General features: G+C 40.3%; 9 protein-coding genes. 4 read left to right on the top strand and 5 right to left on the bottom strand.

Translation table 11 applies throughout. The annotated features are described in order from the left end of the window. Window positions 1-1787: 1787 nt before the first annotated feature. Window positions 1788-2396 (bottom strand): hypothetical protein, encoded by a 609-nt coding sequence (locus A7A78_RS10845; protein WP_068762483.1) that lies wholly within the window; start codon window positions 2394-2396, stop codon window positions 1788-1790. Window positions 2397-2730: 334 nt separating this feature from the next. After that, window positions 2731-5139 (bottom strand): aminotransferase class I/II-fold pyridoxal phosphate-dependent enzyme, encoded by a 2409-nt coding sequence (locus tag A7A78_RS10840; protein WP_068762482.1) that lies wholly within the window; start codon window positions 5137-5139, stop codon window positions 2731-2733. Window positions 5140-5334: 195 nt separating this feature from the next. Here A7A78_RS10840 and A7A78_RS10835 point away from each other — a divergent pair, with 195 nt between their 5' ends. The 4 genes from A7A78_RS10835 (at window position 5335) to A7A78_RS10820 (ending at window position 8691) form a co-directional block, all read left to right on the top strand. Further along, window positions 5335-5709 carry a DUF7793 family protein gene (locus tag A7A78_RS10835; protein ID WP_068762481.1) on the top strand — a complete coding sequence of 125 codons (375 nt, stop codon included), beginning with the start codon at window positions 5335-5337 and terminating at the stop codon, window positions 5707-5709. Window positions 5710-5776: 67 nt separating this feature from the next. Continuing rightward, window positions 5777-6751, top strand: a complete 975-nt coding sequence (locus tag A7A78_RS10830) for a helix-turn-helix domain-containing protein (protein WP_068762480.1) — start codon at window positions 5777-5779, stop codon at window positions 6749-6751. Between the two features lie 104 nt (window positions 6752-6855). Continuing rightward, window positions 6856-8376, top strand: a complete 1521-nt coding sequence (locus tag A7A78_RS10825) for a MauE/DoxX family redox-associated membrane protein (RefSeq protein WP_094746113.1) — start codon at window positions 6856-6858, stop codon at window positions 8374-8376. 54 nt (window positions 8377-8430) lie between these two features. Continuing rightward, complete coding sequence (locus A7A78_RS10820; RefSeq protein ID WP_068762479.1) at window positions 8431-8691, top strand: DUF6520 family protein; 261 nt, start codon at window positions 8431-8433, stop codon at window positions 8689-8691. A gap of 22 nt (window positions 8692-8713) precedes the next feature. On the opposite strand, the gene A7A78_RS10815 is transcribed toward A7A78_RS10820, so the two are convergent. The 3 genes from A7A78_RS10815 to A7A78_RS10805 all read right to left on the bottom strand — a co-directional run bounded on the left by A7A78_RS10815 (window position 8714) and on the right by A7A78_RS10805 (window position 15818). Further along, the gene (locus A7A78_RS10815) at window positions 8714-11410 is read right to left on the bottom strand and encodes a S9 family peptidase (protein ID WP_068762478.1); all 2697 of its coding nucleotides are present in this window, start codon (window positions 11408-11410) and stop codon (window positions 8714-8716) included. A 2-nt stretch (window positions 11411-11412) separates the two neighbouring features. Beyond that, on the bottom strand, window positions 11413-12612 hold the full coding sequence (locus A7A78_RS10810; RefSeq protein ID WP_242649270.1) for a RagB/SusD family nutrient uptake outer membrane protein: 1200 nt from the start codon (window positions 12610-12612) through the stop codon (window positions 11413-11415). 218 nt (window positions 12613-12830) lie between these two features. Continuing rightward, window positions 12831-15818, bottom strand: coding sequence for a SusC/RagA family TonB-linked outer membrane protein (locus A7A78_RS10805; RefSeq protein ID WP_068762476.1), 2988 nt, complete (start codon window positions 15816-15818; stop codon window positions 12831-12833). Window positions 15819-15987 lie beyond the last annotated feature (169 nt).

Genomic DNA, 15987 nt, shown 5'->3' with positions numbered 1-15987 from the left:
CATAGAGCTTCGGTGGACGAGTGTTGTCGGTTGTGAGAAGTGAGACGTGAGACGTGAGAAGTGAGACGTGAGAAGTGAGAAGTGAGCTTGCCTGATTAGGGTTGCCTTTTTTCTGGTTAATAGTTTATCTTATATTTTGGTTTGTGCTGAAAGGAGCTTTTTTTTGTTTGACCCCTTCTGTCTCCCGACTGAAGGGTCGGGAGCCACCTTCCCCTAGGATTTTGTTTTTGCGTTTGATTGGTGTTCATTGCTTAGGGGAAGGAGCTTGGTTGATGAAGTTAATTTTATTTTAGGTGGGTTAGGATAATTTCGGGGTTTACTCCTGTGTATTGGGCGAATTCATAGACTGTGAGGAGGTGATGTTTTTGTTTTTTGAAGTAATGGCATGTAGCGACTTGCCTTCATGGGAAGAACTACACCTAGGCAGATTGTTTTTTTTTAATCTTTTTTCTTTTTGCCATTGCCGCAAAAAGAAACAAAAAGGTCTAGGCTTACGAAAAGATTTTTGAAAATTTCTTTATTTCCGGCGCAAAAATAAAGCTTGATTAATGCTAATATTAGGTACGTAAAACTTTAGGGATAGGGTTCTCAAAGTTTCTTTGTGCTAAGAAGGATTTTTGCTTGCTCCTCCAATAAATTCATTTTCTACGGAATCTTTTCGAAGGCCAAGTAGAATATTGATTTGACCTATCTAGTTTTTTGAAGCTGTTTGTTGTTATAATTGTAACTATATAACTGGGCAGATTAATTTGAAACTTAGATTTAACTGCGTTTAACTTTCGGTTTAATTGCATTGAATTTTCGATTTTTTTTATCGGGATGAGGTATTAAAGTTATTTTAGGTGGGTTAGGATAATTTCGGGGTTTACTCCTGTGTATTGAGCGAACTCGTAAACTGTTAGGAGGTGGTGTTTTTGTTTTTTGAAATACTCCCGTACTTCCTTGTTTAGGTCGAGGGCATGGCGGTAGGATTTGCCGGTTAGGAGCTGGATATCCTTGGGGTATATCACGATTCGGGTGGGGCGTGGCCTTTTCCCTTGAGAATTATATTTATTTTCATCTGTAAGTTCCATGACTTGGGGTGAAATGGGAGGGGAGTAATTTGATTTGAGTACATAAATTTTGTGTGGGGTTTAGAAGTGGATTTTGGCGGTTGTCTGTTGTCTGTTGTCTGTTGTCTGTTGTCGGTTGTTGGTTGTTGGTTGTTGGTTGTTGGTTGTTGGTTGTTGGTTGTGGGTTGTCGGTTGTTGGTTAGTTAAAAGATTTTGCGGCCCTTTCCATATTCAGACTGAAGGGTCGGGAGCCACTTCTATGCTAAAAGCTTTGAAGTGCAATGCACCTTTTGCTGTTTTGATGTTTTTTGTTTTTCATTTTGATTGGGGTTGTTAAAGTCGTTCTCGACTGCCCTTCGACTTCGCTCAGGATAGGCTAGCTCGAACTGACACTTGGGTGTTTGTTAAAGTCGTTCTCGACTGCCCTTCGACTTCGCTCAGGATAGGCTAGCTCGAACTGACACTTGAATGTAGCCTTAACCTAGGCTTTGGGTAGCATTAATGTAGCTTAAGCCATACACTCGCCATACATTCGACCCCCCTGAACTACCCATTAGCTCATCTTGACCTATACATTAGCTCACCTTGACATATGCATTAGCTCACCTTGACTTATATACTAGCTCTCTCTAAGCTATGCATTACCTCAATCCTATTATGATATGAAGAACTTGGTATTTTTTTGAATTTTTAGCCCCTTTAGGGGGATTTGCGACATGTTGTTTTTTATACTATTTAAGTAACCCGTGAAAATTCCAACAGGGTTTTCAGTTCATAAATGGGGATAAAATTTATGTGCCGGTATTTCTTCTGGACAATTTTTAAATAGACGATTTTTTTAAAGAACAGTCGGTCTCCCAGATAATAGAGCAAAAAGATCCGCATACTATCGTTTATAAAATATTTTGGGAGCGGTTTGTTTTTTTCTACATGGATATGGAGGTTCACTTTGCCATTGGAGTGGATTTTGTAGATATCAAAATAGATGTCATATATATAAATGTCTGGGCCAAGGAATTGGTAGTGACTGCAGAATTCCTCGAGGGTGCCGTTCCATGGAGGGAGCCCCATTTTGAAGACCCAATATTCGTTTTCGGGCGCCCTTTTTAATATCTCGGTAATTATGACCTTTAGGCTCAATCTTCCCTTGGTAAGGAAGACCAACTGTATTTCGCCATTGGGAGGTCGGTTAATGAGTAGTTGTAATTTGGGGTGGATGTTTGTAAGCAAATAGTCCAGTAATTCGAATTTTTCTTTTGGAACGATACCGTATTTAAAACCTTCCAAAATAAAGAAGCTTTCCTTTTCAAAGTACTCCCAGAATTGTTTGATTTTTGTTTCCATGGTAGTTAGTAGTTAGTAGTGAGTTGTGAGTAGTGAGACGTGAGACGTGAGACGTGAGATGTGAGATGTGAGATGTGAGACGTGAGACGTGAGATGTGAGATGTGAGACGTGAGACGTGAGTCGTGAAACGTGGGTTGTCGGTTGTCTGTTGTCGGTTGTCTGTTGTCTCCACCTACGCCGAAGCTTCTTTGGATGAGTGTTGTGGGTTTTCGGTTGTCGGTTGTCTGTTTTCTGTTTTCTGTTTTCGGTTGTCTCCACCTACGCCATGCACCTTCGCCAAGGCTATGGTGCACAAGGGGCTTCGGTAGACGAGGGTTGTCGGTTTTGGTTTTTTTATCCTTGCTGGGTTTCTAGATGTTCTAGGGTAAAATTATCGGCTGTTTGGAGGTAGGCGTAGGTTGGGGCGATGGTGGCTCCCAATTTTCTCTTTTCGAAACTAGCCGTTAGCCCCATGGCTATGGTTTTTGCCTTTATTTCCATTGCCCTTTTTATTGTTTGATATAGGAGTTGGCGGTAAATATGATATTTTTCGAGGTAGGCATAATCCATGCCTACAAAGGCGGGGATGTATGTGTTGTGGCTGTTTTTATAACATAGCATTACACCAATCATGTTGACGGGATTGGATTTGGGGCTTATTGAGATAAATTCCCAATTGGGATGCGCGGCCATATTTGAAAACAGTTTTGAGGGAAAGGAAAAGGTGTTTAGGCCCAAATTGTTTTGATGAACCTTGGAATACAGTTCCTCGATCTTCTGCAACTGCACTGATGTTGGATTTTGCACAATTTTTATTTCCAACAAGTTCTCCGTCTCCAAAACTTCTTTTCGGAGGTGTTTCCTATTTCTAGCTGAGAGACGGGCTATGTAGGTTTCAAGGGTTATATTTTCATCTAGTTCAATACTACAGGAGTCTGGCATTTGTATTCTTACAAAGCCTTGGCCCTGAAAATAGTTATGTATTTCTTTATTTTCCTGGAAATCGCGCAGGACGATCATTTTTGCTTCTGAGGGCTGCTCCAATTCCTCCAAACATTTCATTAAAAGATTCAGGGCCTGTTGTTTTTGGGGGTGGGCAGAATTAAAATAAAGGTGTTCGCCCTCCGTAAAAAGGGAACCTAGGCTCAGGACATTGGAAGTTAAATAGTAGGGGTGGATTTTGCGTTCTTCCTCAATTTTTTGGGAGGTGGCTACAGGGGCAAGCATATCGTCTTTCCATAAACTTACGGTTATATAAGTAGCTAAAATAGGCTGTTGCTCTTGGTCATATATTATTAGGTATTTGAAATCCCAGTTGTGTTCTATTTGGAAATTACCACTAAAGGATTCCTCCAGAAACTTTAGGCCTTCCCAATCGAACACCCCTTTATTTCCAAGTAAGCTATTCCAAAGTTGCTTGTCTATTTTTAAAATGGAGTCTTCCAACTGGATTTTTAAATTCTCGTTAGTTGTAGTATTAAATGATGTTTCCTTATGTTTTTGTTCCAGCTTGAATGCCTGAAAGACTCTTTCGCTATTTGTAAAGGTGTCTTCCAAGGCTTTTGGGAAATGATATTCCATCGCCTCCACAAGACCCTTGATTTCCTCTTTTTGGTTGTGTCTTGAAATGGTTATGCGGACGCCCGTATTTTTGACGGGGACAGCGGGGAAGATGCCCAGGTTTACGTAAAAGCCTTCACTCATTAATCGGTTTACGAAGTTGTAGCCAGTTTTTGGCATTCCTGTGCCTATATAAAATACGGGTGATATGTTTTGATCGATAAGCGGAAGTTCGGTTTGCTGCAGTAGTTCATTAAAATACGCTATCCGTTCCCTCAATTCGGCTTGGAGGGTATATATTTCAGGAGAAAGGTGTATTTCTGCGGAGGCGATAGCGGCACCGATGGAAGCCGGTTCCAGTTGGGCTGAGAAGGTTAGGGGGCCGCCAAAGGTTTTAATCCTATTATACATTTTTTTGTTGGAACACACCAATACCGCACCACTGGCTCCAAATGTTTTGCTGAGAGTACCGAAGAGCAGCACGTTTTCTGAAAGTTCCTTCAGTTCGCTCAAAACATAACCCGTGCCGTTTTTGCCTATCCAGCTCATGCCGTGCACATCGTCAAAATAGAAGTTGAGCTGGGGGTATTTTTGGCTTAACAGCATTAAATCTGAGATAGGAGCAAAGTCGCCATACATGGAATAGATGCCATCGGCCATATACCAGATTTTCTTCCGCGTGTCTGAATAGCGCTTGATCTTATCTTCCAGCATATTCAGATCGTTGTGACGAACCATATCTATTGGAACGCTACGGTTCTTTAAAATCTTGGCCGCGCTCTGAACGCTCCAATGGACCTGATGGTCGAGGATGATGGCGTCCTGATCCTGCACTGCACTGGGGATTACCCCTATGTGGCCCAGAGTGCTGTTTTTTGTTATTATAATAGGATGACCGTACATTTCACATACCTTTTCTTCCAGGCTCGCATATAATGGATTCGAGATATACGACTTAGACAGGGGAAATTGGGTACCGTATTTTTTAATGGCATCTATGGCAGCGGCTTTTAGGCGAGGATCCTGTTCCAATCCTAAGTAGCCCGTAGTGCCAAAATGAAAAAGGCTTCGATCTTTTACCTCTATAGTACGGCCATTGAATTTTTCTCCTTGTGCGTAAAGGTGCATTACACCTTCCTGTTTTGCATCCGTAAACACTTCATTTACAGTGTCCAAAAAATTATTGTGTTTAATTTTTGCCATGATTTTTCTTTTTGAAAAAAAAAGGTAGGGGCATTTTTTTAAAATAAAAAGGGGCAGTATAAATTAATACCTTACAGACAAGAAGTTTTTCATTTTAGTCAAGTTAATGGTGTTGAAATGAGTGTCATACATCGATAATGGTATTAAATCCACACATATTTTTGTAGCTTTATATAGAATTACCAGTTTTCATTCATGTTGGATTATACCGAAAATAACTATGCAACCTATAAAATTGCCGAGGGTATCCTATACATTCGGTACCATATTGGGGTATCAATTGACCTAGCTGGGGCAGTAAAGATTGTTGAGGAACGATTAAGTCTACAAAAAGGTCAGTCCTATCCAGCACTTTGTGATATGCGCGGTGTGAGGGAAGTAAAAAAGGCAGCGAGGGATTATTTTGCTCTGGAAGGTTCCATTCTTTTAAAAGCAGTGGCTTTTCTGGTGGAGCCCTCTATTTCTGAAGTGATCTCCAGATTCTATCTTCTGGCAAATAAACCCGCTATACCCACACAGGCCTTTCAGACGCCTGAGGAAGCTGAAAAATTCTTGACGCAATATTTATGATTCTTGTTTAAATACTATCAAATTTACTCCCCATTAATAGATAGCATTGTAATCAAACTATACTATTATGTCTAAAAAGAAACGTCTTAAAAAGTTAAGAAACTTACTATTAGAGATGGGGGCGGGTAAGTTTTTCTACCGGGTAGAAAGATCCGGAAAAAATGATAATGTGGAGGCTCTTGTATCGGTAATCAATATGATGGCAGAGGAAATTGAGGAAGCGCTGGTACATCAGGGATATGTCAATGCAAGTGAGACCATTAAGCATATAGTAGTAATGCATTTTATGCTTGATGCAGAAGGAAAAATAGTTGCTGTAAATCCTCAGGCCTGTACCCTTCTATGTTATGTATATTCGGAATTGATAGGCCAACCCTTAATACAGATATTAGATGAAAAAACATCTAAGACATGGGAAGACTATCTGGAGAAAGAGCAAGAAGATGGTGGGGAACACGCAATTCAGCTTACATTTAAAACGAAAGCGGGACTTCTTATTCCCAGTGCCTGTTATATTAGTTTAATCAACAATATTAAGGGCTGCGAGGTAGAAAAAATACTTACAGTAGTAAAACATTCAAAAAAGCAAGTAGCCTTGGAAGATGAACTAAGGGAGCCGGTATTAAAAATTTACAATAGCGAAGGGCTAAAAGGGGAAAAGGCCGTAGCGGAACCAAAGCCAAAAAAGGTACGTTTGACACAGGATGATATTAAAGTGATAGAAGATGCGCGAAGTTTAATGCTCAATGATCTTGCAAGGGACTTCCGCCCCTTGAAGGAATTTGCACTGCAGTTAGGGACCAATACCTTTAAACTAAAGTATGGGTTTAAGGAACTTTACGGGATAAGCGTTTATCGTTATTTAAGAAATGAAAGGCTTCGAAAGGCCAAGGTATTGGTGCAATATGGAGATAGCCCATTTAAAAGTATTGTTCAATTGTGTGGATTTAAAAGTGAAGCCCATTTTTCGAGAACTTTTAAAAAGGAATTTGGGCTTACCCCTACTGAATTACGAAAGAAAACCTTTTTAAAAAGGGACTGATTTTCTAAAATTTTTAGCTTTTCAAAAATAATACCTTACGGTCAAGGAAAACTCCCAAAAGCACAAATTATAATGCGGAATTTTACCATATCAAATTACACGATATGGACTTCACAATTAAATACAGGAAGCTTACAATAAATATAATTAGTCTTTTATTTATCGTTTTGTTTGTTTATGCAGCTTTTAGCAAGCTACTTGATTTTGAAACTTTTAAGTTGCAACTGGCACAATCGCCACTCTTGAGCGCATATGCAGGATTGATTGCTTGGCTGGTTCCTAGCTTAGAAATAATCATAGCTATTTTATTACTATCCGAACGATTTAGAGTGCTTGCATTCTACGCCTTTTTTACCTTAATGGTAATGTTTACAACCTATATTTTTATTATCCTGAATTTCTCGGATTTTGTACCCTGTTCCTGTGGAGGTGTTTTGGAAAAGTTGAGTTGGAACCAACACCTTATTTTTAATGTAGTTTTCATGATGTTGGCTGGGGTTGCAGTCTTTATCACTGCGCAATGGAATAACAAAAAGATTTGGCTTTTGCTTGCCACTCTTGCCATTATTGGCATTGGCATCGTCGTTCTGTTATTTGCTTTTTCGGAGAAGAAGATGCATCGGAACAATGCGTTTCAAAGGCGCTATTTGCCACATCCTATTGAAAAAATGAGTGAATTTACTTTGGATTATGACACTTTCTATTTGGCTGGTTATTCAGATTCGATAGTATATTTAGGAAACTACCGAGCTCCTCTTTATATAACCACAAATAATATAGTTACTAATGAGCAGAAGGTTATTCAGGTGGAATTAAACAACAAAACTCTTCCTTTCCGAAAAGTAAGGATTGAAGTTAAACCACCGCAGTTCACAGTTGCCGATGGAACGGTTCCTGTGCTATTTCAAGGAAATATTACAGAAAAAGTGGCTCGTCAAATACCCTTTGATTCCGTTTACTTTACACAATTTGTAGTAATTGATTCCAATAGCACTGGGATAGCAACGGTTGATTCCAAATTCAAAAAGAAGACTATAGGTGTATCCAAAATTTTATCGGGAAAGGATCGTTCCATTCTTACCACTGCTACATTAAGAACTGACGTGCCAGAACCATTTGCCGACGATGGGGTTTTGGCCTGGAATGAAAATCTAAATTATTTTCTATATACCTATTACTACAAAAATAATTTTGAGGTAATTGACAAAAATTTACAGCCAATATATACAGGCTCTACCATTGATACTATTAAAAATCCACTCCTTGATGTCGCTTATTCAAAGCAAAATGATGTTTATACCCTTGGTGGCAAATCGATAGTTGTAAACAGATTAAGTGCCACTTCAGCGAACTATTTATTTATAAATAGTGACCGTTTGGGTCGGTTTGAGGATGAAGGCCCTTTAAGATCTGCTTCCATTATTGATGTGTACGACATTATTGATAAAAGCTACGTCTTCAGTTTTTACTTATATCATCAACCCGAGGGAAAGCTCTATGACTTTCAAGTTTACAATAACATTCTTATAGCCCTTGTAGAGGACAAACTTTTTATTTATAAGTTAAAGCCGGAGTACTTTATCTCCGGCTCTAACGCAACACATACTGGCCAGTATCAGGACTAAGACCGAACACCTGTAAAAAATAGTAGGTCGCTAATTCATTAAAACTTTTATAATATGAGAACAAAAATTTTAAAGTTCGGAATGCCCTTGATGGCATTTTTACTGGCAATCGTTTTTGCTTTTGCCACTGAAAACAATGTTTCTAAGGATGATGCCCTCGTTCAGGGATATATCTTTTTGAACAATGACTGTGTTACAACCACTAAGGTCTGTAACAACCAAGGTATTATACCTTGCAAGGAGGCAGGAAATCAAGTATATAGTCTTGACCTAGGAAAATCCTGTGCTAATGCTATGACGCACAGACCTCTTTAATAATTTGGAAAATGGGGATTCTTTAGGATTCCCCATTTTCTTTTTTCATTAAATATCCATCCAACCACTTCTTGACCTCAGTTGACAATAACAATTGTTTTTCAGTATTCTCGGGAGAATGTCCTTCATCCTTTACAAGTATCAAGGACGCCTCTTTTTTTAATCTACGCAGTGCAATGAACATTTCAAGACTTTGCGTCCAAGCTACTTGATAATCCTTATCGCCTGTCCATAATAGAATGGGCCTTTTTACATTGGTTACATATTCCAAAGGTGAGTTTTCTAAATAGGCCTGCTTATTCTCGTAATAGCTATCTCCCATGCGCCATTGCTGGTCTTCATAGCGCCATAAATCTGTAGCCGAATTGTTCCAATTTACTCCGTGATAATGACTGATTACATTGGTAGCGGCCGCACCTGCGACATAGGTGGCAAAACGATTGGTCTGGGTTGCAATAAAGGCCGTTTCGTATCCACCAAAGGAATGCCCGATAAGTCCCATTCTTTTTTCGTTTATACTTTCAACTTCAAGTGCTTTGTTTACGGCACTATTTACGCATTCTAAGGCTGAGAGACCGGGTTTTCCTATTTCGTAGGTTATATCAGGCAAAAGCACAAAATATCCTGAGGTAGTATAATCCAAATGATTAAATCCTTGGAAATTATAACCAGAGGGAGGAGAAAATTCCATCGCGTTCCTGGACGTTTTTTGATATATGTAAACAATTAAGGGATATTTTTTGGTGGGGTCATAATCTGCAGGAAACATCAAAGTACCCTTTAATTTTTTGTCCTTTACAGTATAGTCAATAAATGTTTTATAACCGAGGTCATAGTTTAATAGTTCCGCATTGGATTGGTATATTAAATTATTTTTCCCTGTATTTATTTCATAATGATGGAGTGCTTTGGGGAGGGTGGTAGATTCCGTACTATATATTACATTATTACCTTCAGGCGATTGATATATCTGAAAAATACTTTTATCCATGAAATTTATTGGAGTGGTTGAAAGATCCTTATTTAATAATGAAATTCCCATGGAATGGGTTTCAAAGTTTATTAGCTGTAATAGTGGATATTTATCTAGATCAACATTCCAGCCCGCAAAGCTGCCAACCGTTAAATGATAAAAATCTTCTACATCATTAACTCTCCTTAAAATATAGCGGCAATTTTTTTCCATCCCCTTGGTGATTCTCTTGGCATCTTTGCCATTGGGATTGATGGCCCATAGATCATATTTGTCAGACACTATTATTTTGTTATCGTCCTTAAGCCAAGCCGGTTTATCATAAACTTCAATGCGATCTTTTGGAAGCTCAACATCCCTATTTTGAAAGCTTGTTCCAAGTTCCTTAGTTATATTCACGGCTTTTTTTTCCTTTACATTGTATGTCCACCAATCTTCATCCTTGAAATAGGCAATGTAGTTGCCGGAAGGGGAGATTGACACCAAATCGGTCAGGGATTGTTCTGCCACCACCAAGCGCATTTCACCTGTTTGTATATTCTTGAAATAAATATCGGCCTTTAAAAATTCCGTGTTTTCGTCACCATATTGCAACTCGTTGTAGAGGAGGGCGAAATTGTGTTCTATATCCATTTCGGCTGTCGGAAACTGCGGGGTCGCAATTTCCCTTATCATTTTCTTTTCTGGGTGCCAGGCGGTGAGAAGATAGGGATATATAAAATCTTCTCGCAATTTCAAGCTTGGATAGAGGAGGGGATCGGAGGTCTTCCATACCTCAATTTTATCCTCCTTGACCAATTGATGTCCTTTCTGTTTTCTAAAGAACAAGACGGTATTTCCATCATCAGAAAGGAAAGGCTCCCTATTTCCGACTTCGTAATTTGGAAGCTTCTGTTCCAATACGGATTCTTCCAATGGGATGAAACCTTTATTTAAATAATAAACCCCTATGTGATGCTTCTCTTTTGTTTGATCCATTATAACCGCAGCCGATCCAGTATCATTCCATTTTAAATAGTTGAGTGTACTTGAGGGCTTTACTCCAATTTCCGTTTCTGTGGCTTTTGTGGTATTAAAAAGGAGGACCTTTTTTGATTCGTCTCCTTTAACTAAAAGCATATATTGATTGGTGGGATTCCAGACAAACTTGGTTATAACATTAATGATGCGCTCCGTATGGTTTTCTAGGTTTATTATTTTTAGATTGGAAATGCCATTGGGTTCTTTTTGAAGAACGCTAAGGTATCGTCCGTCAAAAGAAAAATCAAATTCCTGAACCGATCCAAAATCTTCCCTGTCACCAGTTTCCAGATTTATTAAAAGAAATTTGTTGCTCGCAGATAAACTTCCGAACCATTTATTGTTTTTGGAAAATTTGTTTTTATAGCCCTCCGGCAATATTTGGTTTGATTCCTTATTCACATTTCGCAAGCGCATACTATTTTCTCCTACCGAAAAGTATTCTGTAAAGGCAATCCAATTTCCATCAGGTGACATTGCGGATGCCGCTAAATTATTACTCCAAATCTTGTCTAAGCCAAAGGGGTAAGGCTTTAATTTTTTATTTGATTGCTTATCAGTTATTGCACTGGAACCATTTTGCGCTTCTAATGGCTGATAATGGCTTATAAAGAAGGAGAGTATTATAATTTGAACAGCATAATAAATAGTATGGATACGCTTATTTCCTTTCAATACAATCTTCTTTTTGTTTGGTTGCTTTGTATTTACTGTATTTGTTTTCATTTTTAATATCCGGGATTTTGAGGTTCAAGGTTTGGATTAAGTAGAAGTTCTGATTCTGGGATGGGCAGTAAAATATCGGTTGATTGCCACCCTGGTTTTATGTCGGCCAAAACATCAGCTGCCATGCCTAGCCTTTTTAAATCGAACCACCTATGGCCGTATTCAGTAAAAAGCTCAAAACGTCTTTCCCTTATAATGGCCTCTAATAGTTCTTCTGGAGTGGTAACGGATATATTCTGCAACCCTGCTCGTGTACGTACAATATTCAGGTCATTTGCAGCTCCCATTAGATTTCCCTGCATACCCCGCGCTTCCGCTCTTATAAGGTACAGTTCGGCAATTCTGAGAACTACAGAATATTCCATAGTTGTACCCGTGTCTAGGTTCTGTTTATACTTATTAGGGAAATACCAAGTATTGGCACCGTCGCTAACGGCTCCTATCCAGCTTTCCTTGCGCAGGTCGTCCTCTTCCATTTCTTCCACCAGCCTATTATTAAGTGCTGGGACGGGAGGTGGACCAGAAGAAAATATAAAACTGGCCCCTTCCAAGGTATTATCACCTTCGTTTTTGGGTTTCAATTGTAATATGGCGGAAGTACTTTCCTTTAAGAACTCCCTATTCAGGTCAGTTTCCATAACAAAGGCGGGATTGTTGATTACATAGGTACTTTCTTCCTCTGCCTTTTGCCATTGGCCGCTATGGAGATATACTCGGGCAAGAAGGGCAGCTGCCACATAGTTGTTTGCCCTGATGCGTTCCCCCGTTGGGTAATCGGGACCCAAAAGGTTTTTTGCATTCAGAAGGTCGCTTATGATAGCCTCATAAACTAGCTGCTCACCCATACGTGCCACGGTTGCGTTTTGCTCATAATCGGTAGTTGTGATATAGGGTATGTCCCCAAATAAATCAACGAGATAAAAATGAACCATTGCTCTAACAAATAGCGCCTCACCTATTAATTGTGCCTTGACTTCCTGAGATAGGGTTTCAGAATTGTCAACTCCTTCTATAGCGGCATTGCATAAGTAAATGAGGTGATAGGAGTTGTCCCAAACTTCCTTTACCATAAGATTAGGTGCTGTGACTTGATGTAGATAGAATTGTTCGGCACTTTCCCCAGGAGATCCATAATAATCCAATTCATCGGCATATAGCCCCATTAAAATTCCTAGACCGTTGGAATTTCCAGTCAACAGCACCTGATCCCTGAGTTTACCATACAAGGTTGAAATTGCTGCTGTAGCGGTATTTTCATCCGTAAATACGGTTTGGGTGTTTATTTGCCCTACAGGGTCTTCGGCCTCTAGATAGTCCTCGCAGCTACCAAATACCAAAATGGCTATTATGGCCCAAAAGAACCCTAGGGTTTTATTTTGTTTCTTGATCATTGTTTTCATTGTACTATTGTTTTAAGTTTTTATATCTGAAATTGTACTTGCAGGGATATCCTTCGCAAAGGGGGCAGAAAGCCTTTTGTCTGTTCCGGATCGCCACCATTGAAGTTGGTGAACGTAAATAGGTTCTGTCCCATCAGTGACACCTTGCAGGTACTGGTTTTCGTATTCGCCAAAGGAAGGTTATAGGATATGGACAGCGACTTTAAACGTAAAAAGGAGGCATCGGAAATGATACCGTTGCTTTGACTAAATCGGGAATAGGCGGTATAAGCCGCATCGTTTAAGCCTGTGGTGTATTGTTGAATAGGAGCGTTATCCCCCGTTGCTTGCCATCTATCCAGTACGCCCGTTGGCTGATTGGCCATGGTGCCTGGGGGTTCTGTACCGAAATATTCGTTCAGCGCATCTTTTTTTACATATTGCAGGAAAAGGTTGAAGGACCAATTGTGGTATTCCATTGAATTTGAAATACCCGCCAAAATCTTGGGGGTGAGGTCTGCCAAGTATTGCCTGTCTTCGGTACCGGTAATGGCGCCATCTTCGTTATAGTCTTCAAATTCGTAAAGCCCTGTTTCTGGATTAACGCCTGTAAGATTGTATAGTTTTAGAATATTGAGAGGTTCTCCTATTACGAATTGGTTGGAGTATGTAGAATTTTCGAGGCCTGGAAAAGCTACCAACTTATTTTTGGGCAGGGATAGATTGAGCGAGCTGGTCCATTTAAAATGGTCCTTATGAACCATTCGGCCCAAGAGCTCAAATTCAAAGCCCGAATTTTCAACTATGGCATCCAAATTCGCCTGTATGGATGGAAAACCCGTAGTGGCCGGTAGTGAATAATCTATTAGTTGGTTGGAGGAGCGATTGTTGTAATAGGCCGTTGAGAGTTCCAATGCACCATTAAAGAATCCAAGTTCCAGAGCCACTTCTCTTTTCTCGTTTTGCTCCCATTGGTAATTGGGATTATAAATTCGTGCTGGTTCCAGGCCAATGTTTCCATCATAGGAGTGGTCGACCAAAGAATAGTTTTGTAGATATTGGTAGTCTGCAATTTGGTCATTTCCAGTTATGCCATAGCTTCCCCGGAGTTTCCCAAAGTTGAGCCAGGGTATGTTTAATTGTTCTGAAAAAATCCATGCTGCTCCAATGGCTCCAAAATTGCCATATCTATTGGAATTGCTAAACCTACTGGACCCATCCCGTCTTCCTGTGAGGTTAAAATACAGATGTTTTTTGAACGCATAGTTTACCCTTGCGAAGAAGGATTGATATTTATATTGGTAGCTGTCCTCGTTCAGGATAATCAACGTATTGGCAGCGGAAAGGTTTTCCAAAAATCCATTATTGGCAAAACCGTAACCCAATAAGGTAAGCTGATCGGTTTTTTGCGATTGGAAGGTGGCCCCCAACAACACATCCCAACTGTGGTTTTCCCTTTTCAACGTCCAATTTATCTGCGGCTCTGTAATAAATGAGGTATGGGTTCCCGTATGGAGATAGGATTGGGAAACACTACTGTCTAAACCATAGGCGGGATCATAGATGGTATGCGGTATCTGGTTATTGCTTTCAAAGTTGGTACTGCGGTACCCCATCTGTACCTTTAAGTCCAAATTCTTTAGCAGTTCATATTGCAATACCGTACTTCCTATAAGGGTTTTGGTTGTATTATTGTAGGCTCCGGCTAACTGTGCCAAGGGATTGGTCCAAGTGCTGTTTTCCCAGTTTAAGGCTCCATTTTCAGTGTGCAGCGCAGGGGCATTTGGCGCAAGCCGAAGCGCAACCCCTGATAGATCGGAGCCAGGCAACAGATTATCCTCTAAGGTATAGCCGGCGGTAAAGCCCAATTGAAATCGATTATCATTGCTGCGATGCTGCAAATTTGAATTAAGGTTTACACGGTCATAATTGAAGTCGCCTGGATACACGGTTGTTTCATTAAGGTACCTGCCATCTATCCGAAACTGGGTATTTTCATTTCCCCCTGATATAGCGGCATCCAAATTTCTAAATCTTGCCGTACCGCCAATAAGGTTTTTTTGCCAATCGGTATATCGTTTCTGATCCCAGGTGCCATTTACATCATAGGCTGTTGCAGGGTATTCGGTTATGCCGTCATTGGCAAAGGCCTCCCGCCTCATGGTTAAATATTGCTCTGTATTTAGCAATTTTATTTTACGTGTAATATGGGCTATGCCCGAACTACTGCTTATTGTAAATCTCGTTTTTCCTTCCTTCCCTTTTTTGGTGGTAATAAGCACGACTCCATTGGCACCCCGAGAGCCATAGATAGCTGTAGCATCGGCATCCTTAAGCACTTCAATGCTTTCTATGGAATTGGGGTCTATGGCGTTTAGCGGACTTATATCGGCACCAGGAATGATAAGCCCGGAGGCACTCTGTGAGCCTAATGACTGGCTGTTATAGGGTAGCCCATCAATAATATACAAAGGTTCATTACCAGCCAGAATACTGCTTTGGCCACGAATGCGAACGGTAAAACCGCCCCCCGCCACTCCTGAGGTTTGAACAACGTCCACGCCCGGCATTCTTCCCTGCAGTGCTTCTAAAGGGTTGTTGACAGGTTGTTTCTCAATTTCGGTAGCAATAACCCGCGAAATACTCCCAGTCTTTTCCCTATCGGAAACTTTGTAGTAGCCCGCATTAATAACCACTTGATCTAGGGCAGTAGCATCCGCTTGCATAACAACATTTATAATACTGTTACTGCCCACTGCCACTTCCTGCGGCTTATACCCCAAATAGGTAAACACCAGTGTATCGTTTAAGGACGCAGTAAGAGAATACCTGCCTTCCAGATCGCTAATGCTCCCACTGGCAGTGTTTTTTACCAATACGTTGACTCCGCTAAGTGGGCCATCGGCATCGGTAATAGTTCCACTAATGGTTTTTAGTGGAAGGATCTGAGAAAAAAGTGGGGAGTTGTAAGTGAAGAAGAGGGCAAAAATACTTGCAAGCGCAAGCCTATGCCTGTAATTATTTTTCATAATTTTGCATTGGTTAAGGTGTTATACATTATTTTAACTACTGGCCTGCTCCCATTGCTTCATAACCATCGGGGCGGGTCTTTTTTTTCCTCCTTCGCTCTGTCGAGCTATGGAGGACGAGGGTGGTGAATCGTTCCACCTACGCTATACACCTACGCTATACACCTAC

This window comes from Aequorivita soesokkakensis, assembly GCF_001641085.1.
GTDB lineage: Bacteria > Bacteroidota > Bacteroidia > Flavobacteriales > Flavobacteriaceae > Aequorivita > Aequorivita soesokkakensis.
Note: the sequence above shows the minus strand (reverse complement) of the source record. Positions and strands in the feature narration are given on the sequence as shown.

Coding starts and splice junctions, on each gene's coding strand:
- A7A78_RS10845 (WP_068762483.1), bottom strand. CDS start 2,396: ATGGAAACAAAAATCAAACAATTCTGGGAGTACTTTGAAAAGGAAAGC.
- A7A78_RS10840 (WP_068762482.1), bottom strand. CDS start 5,139: ATGGCAAAAATTAAACACAATAATTTTTTGGACACTGTAAATGAAGTG.
- A7A78_RS10835 (WP_068762481.1), top strand. CDS start 5,335: ATGTTGGATTATACCGAAAATAACTATGCAACCTATAAAATTGCCGAG.
- A7A78_RS10830 (WP_068762480.1), top strand. CDS start 5,777: ATGTCTAAAAAGAAACGTCTTAAAAAGTTAAGAAACTTACTATTAGAG.
- A7A78_RS10825 (WP_094746113.1), top strand. CDS start 6,856: ATGGACTTCACAATTAAATACAGGAAGCTTACAATAAATATAATTAGT.
- A7A78_RS10820 (WP_068762479.1), top strand. CDS start 8,431: ATGAGAACAAAAATTTTAAAGTTCGGAATGCCCTTGATGGCATTTTTA.
- A7A78_RS10815 (WP_068762478.1), bottom strand. CDS start 11,410: ATGAAAACAAATACAGTAAATACAAAGCAACCAAACAAAAAGAAGATT.
- A7A78_RS10805 (WP_068762476.1), bottom strand. CDS start 15,818: ATGAAAAATAATTACAGGCATAGGCTTGCGCTTGCAAGTATTTTTGCC.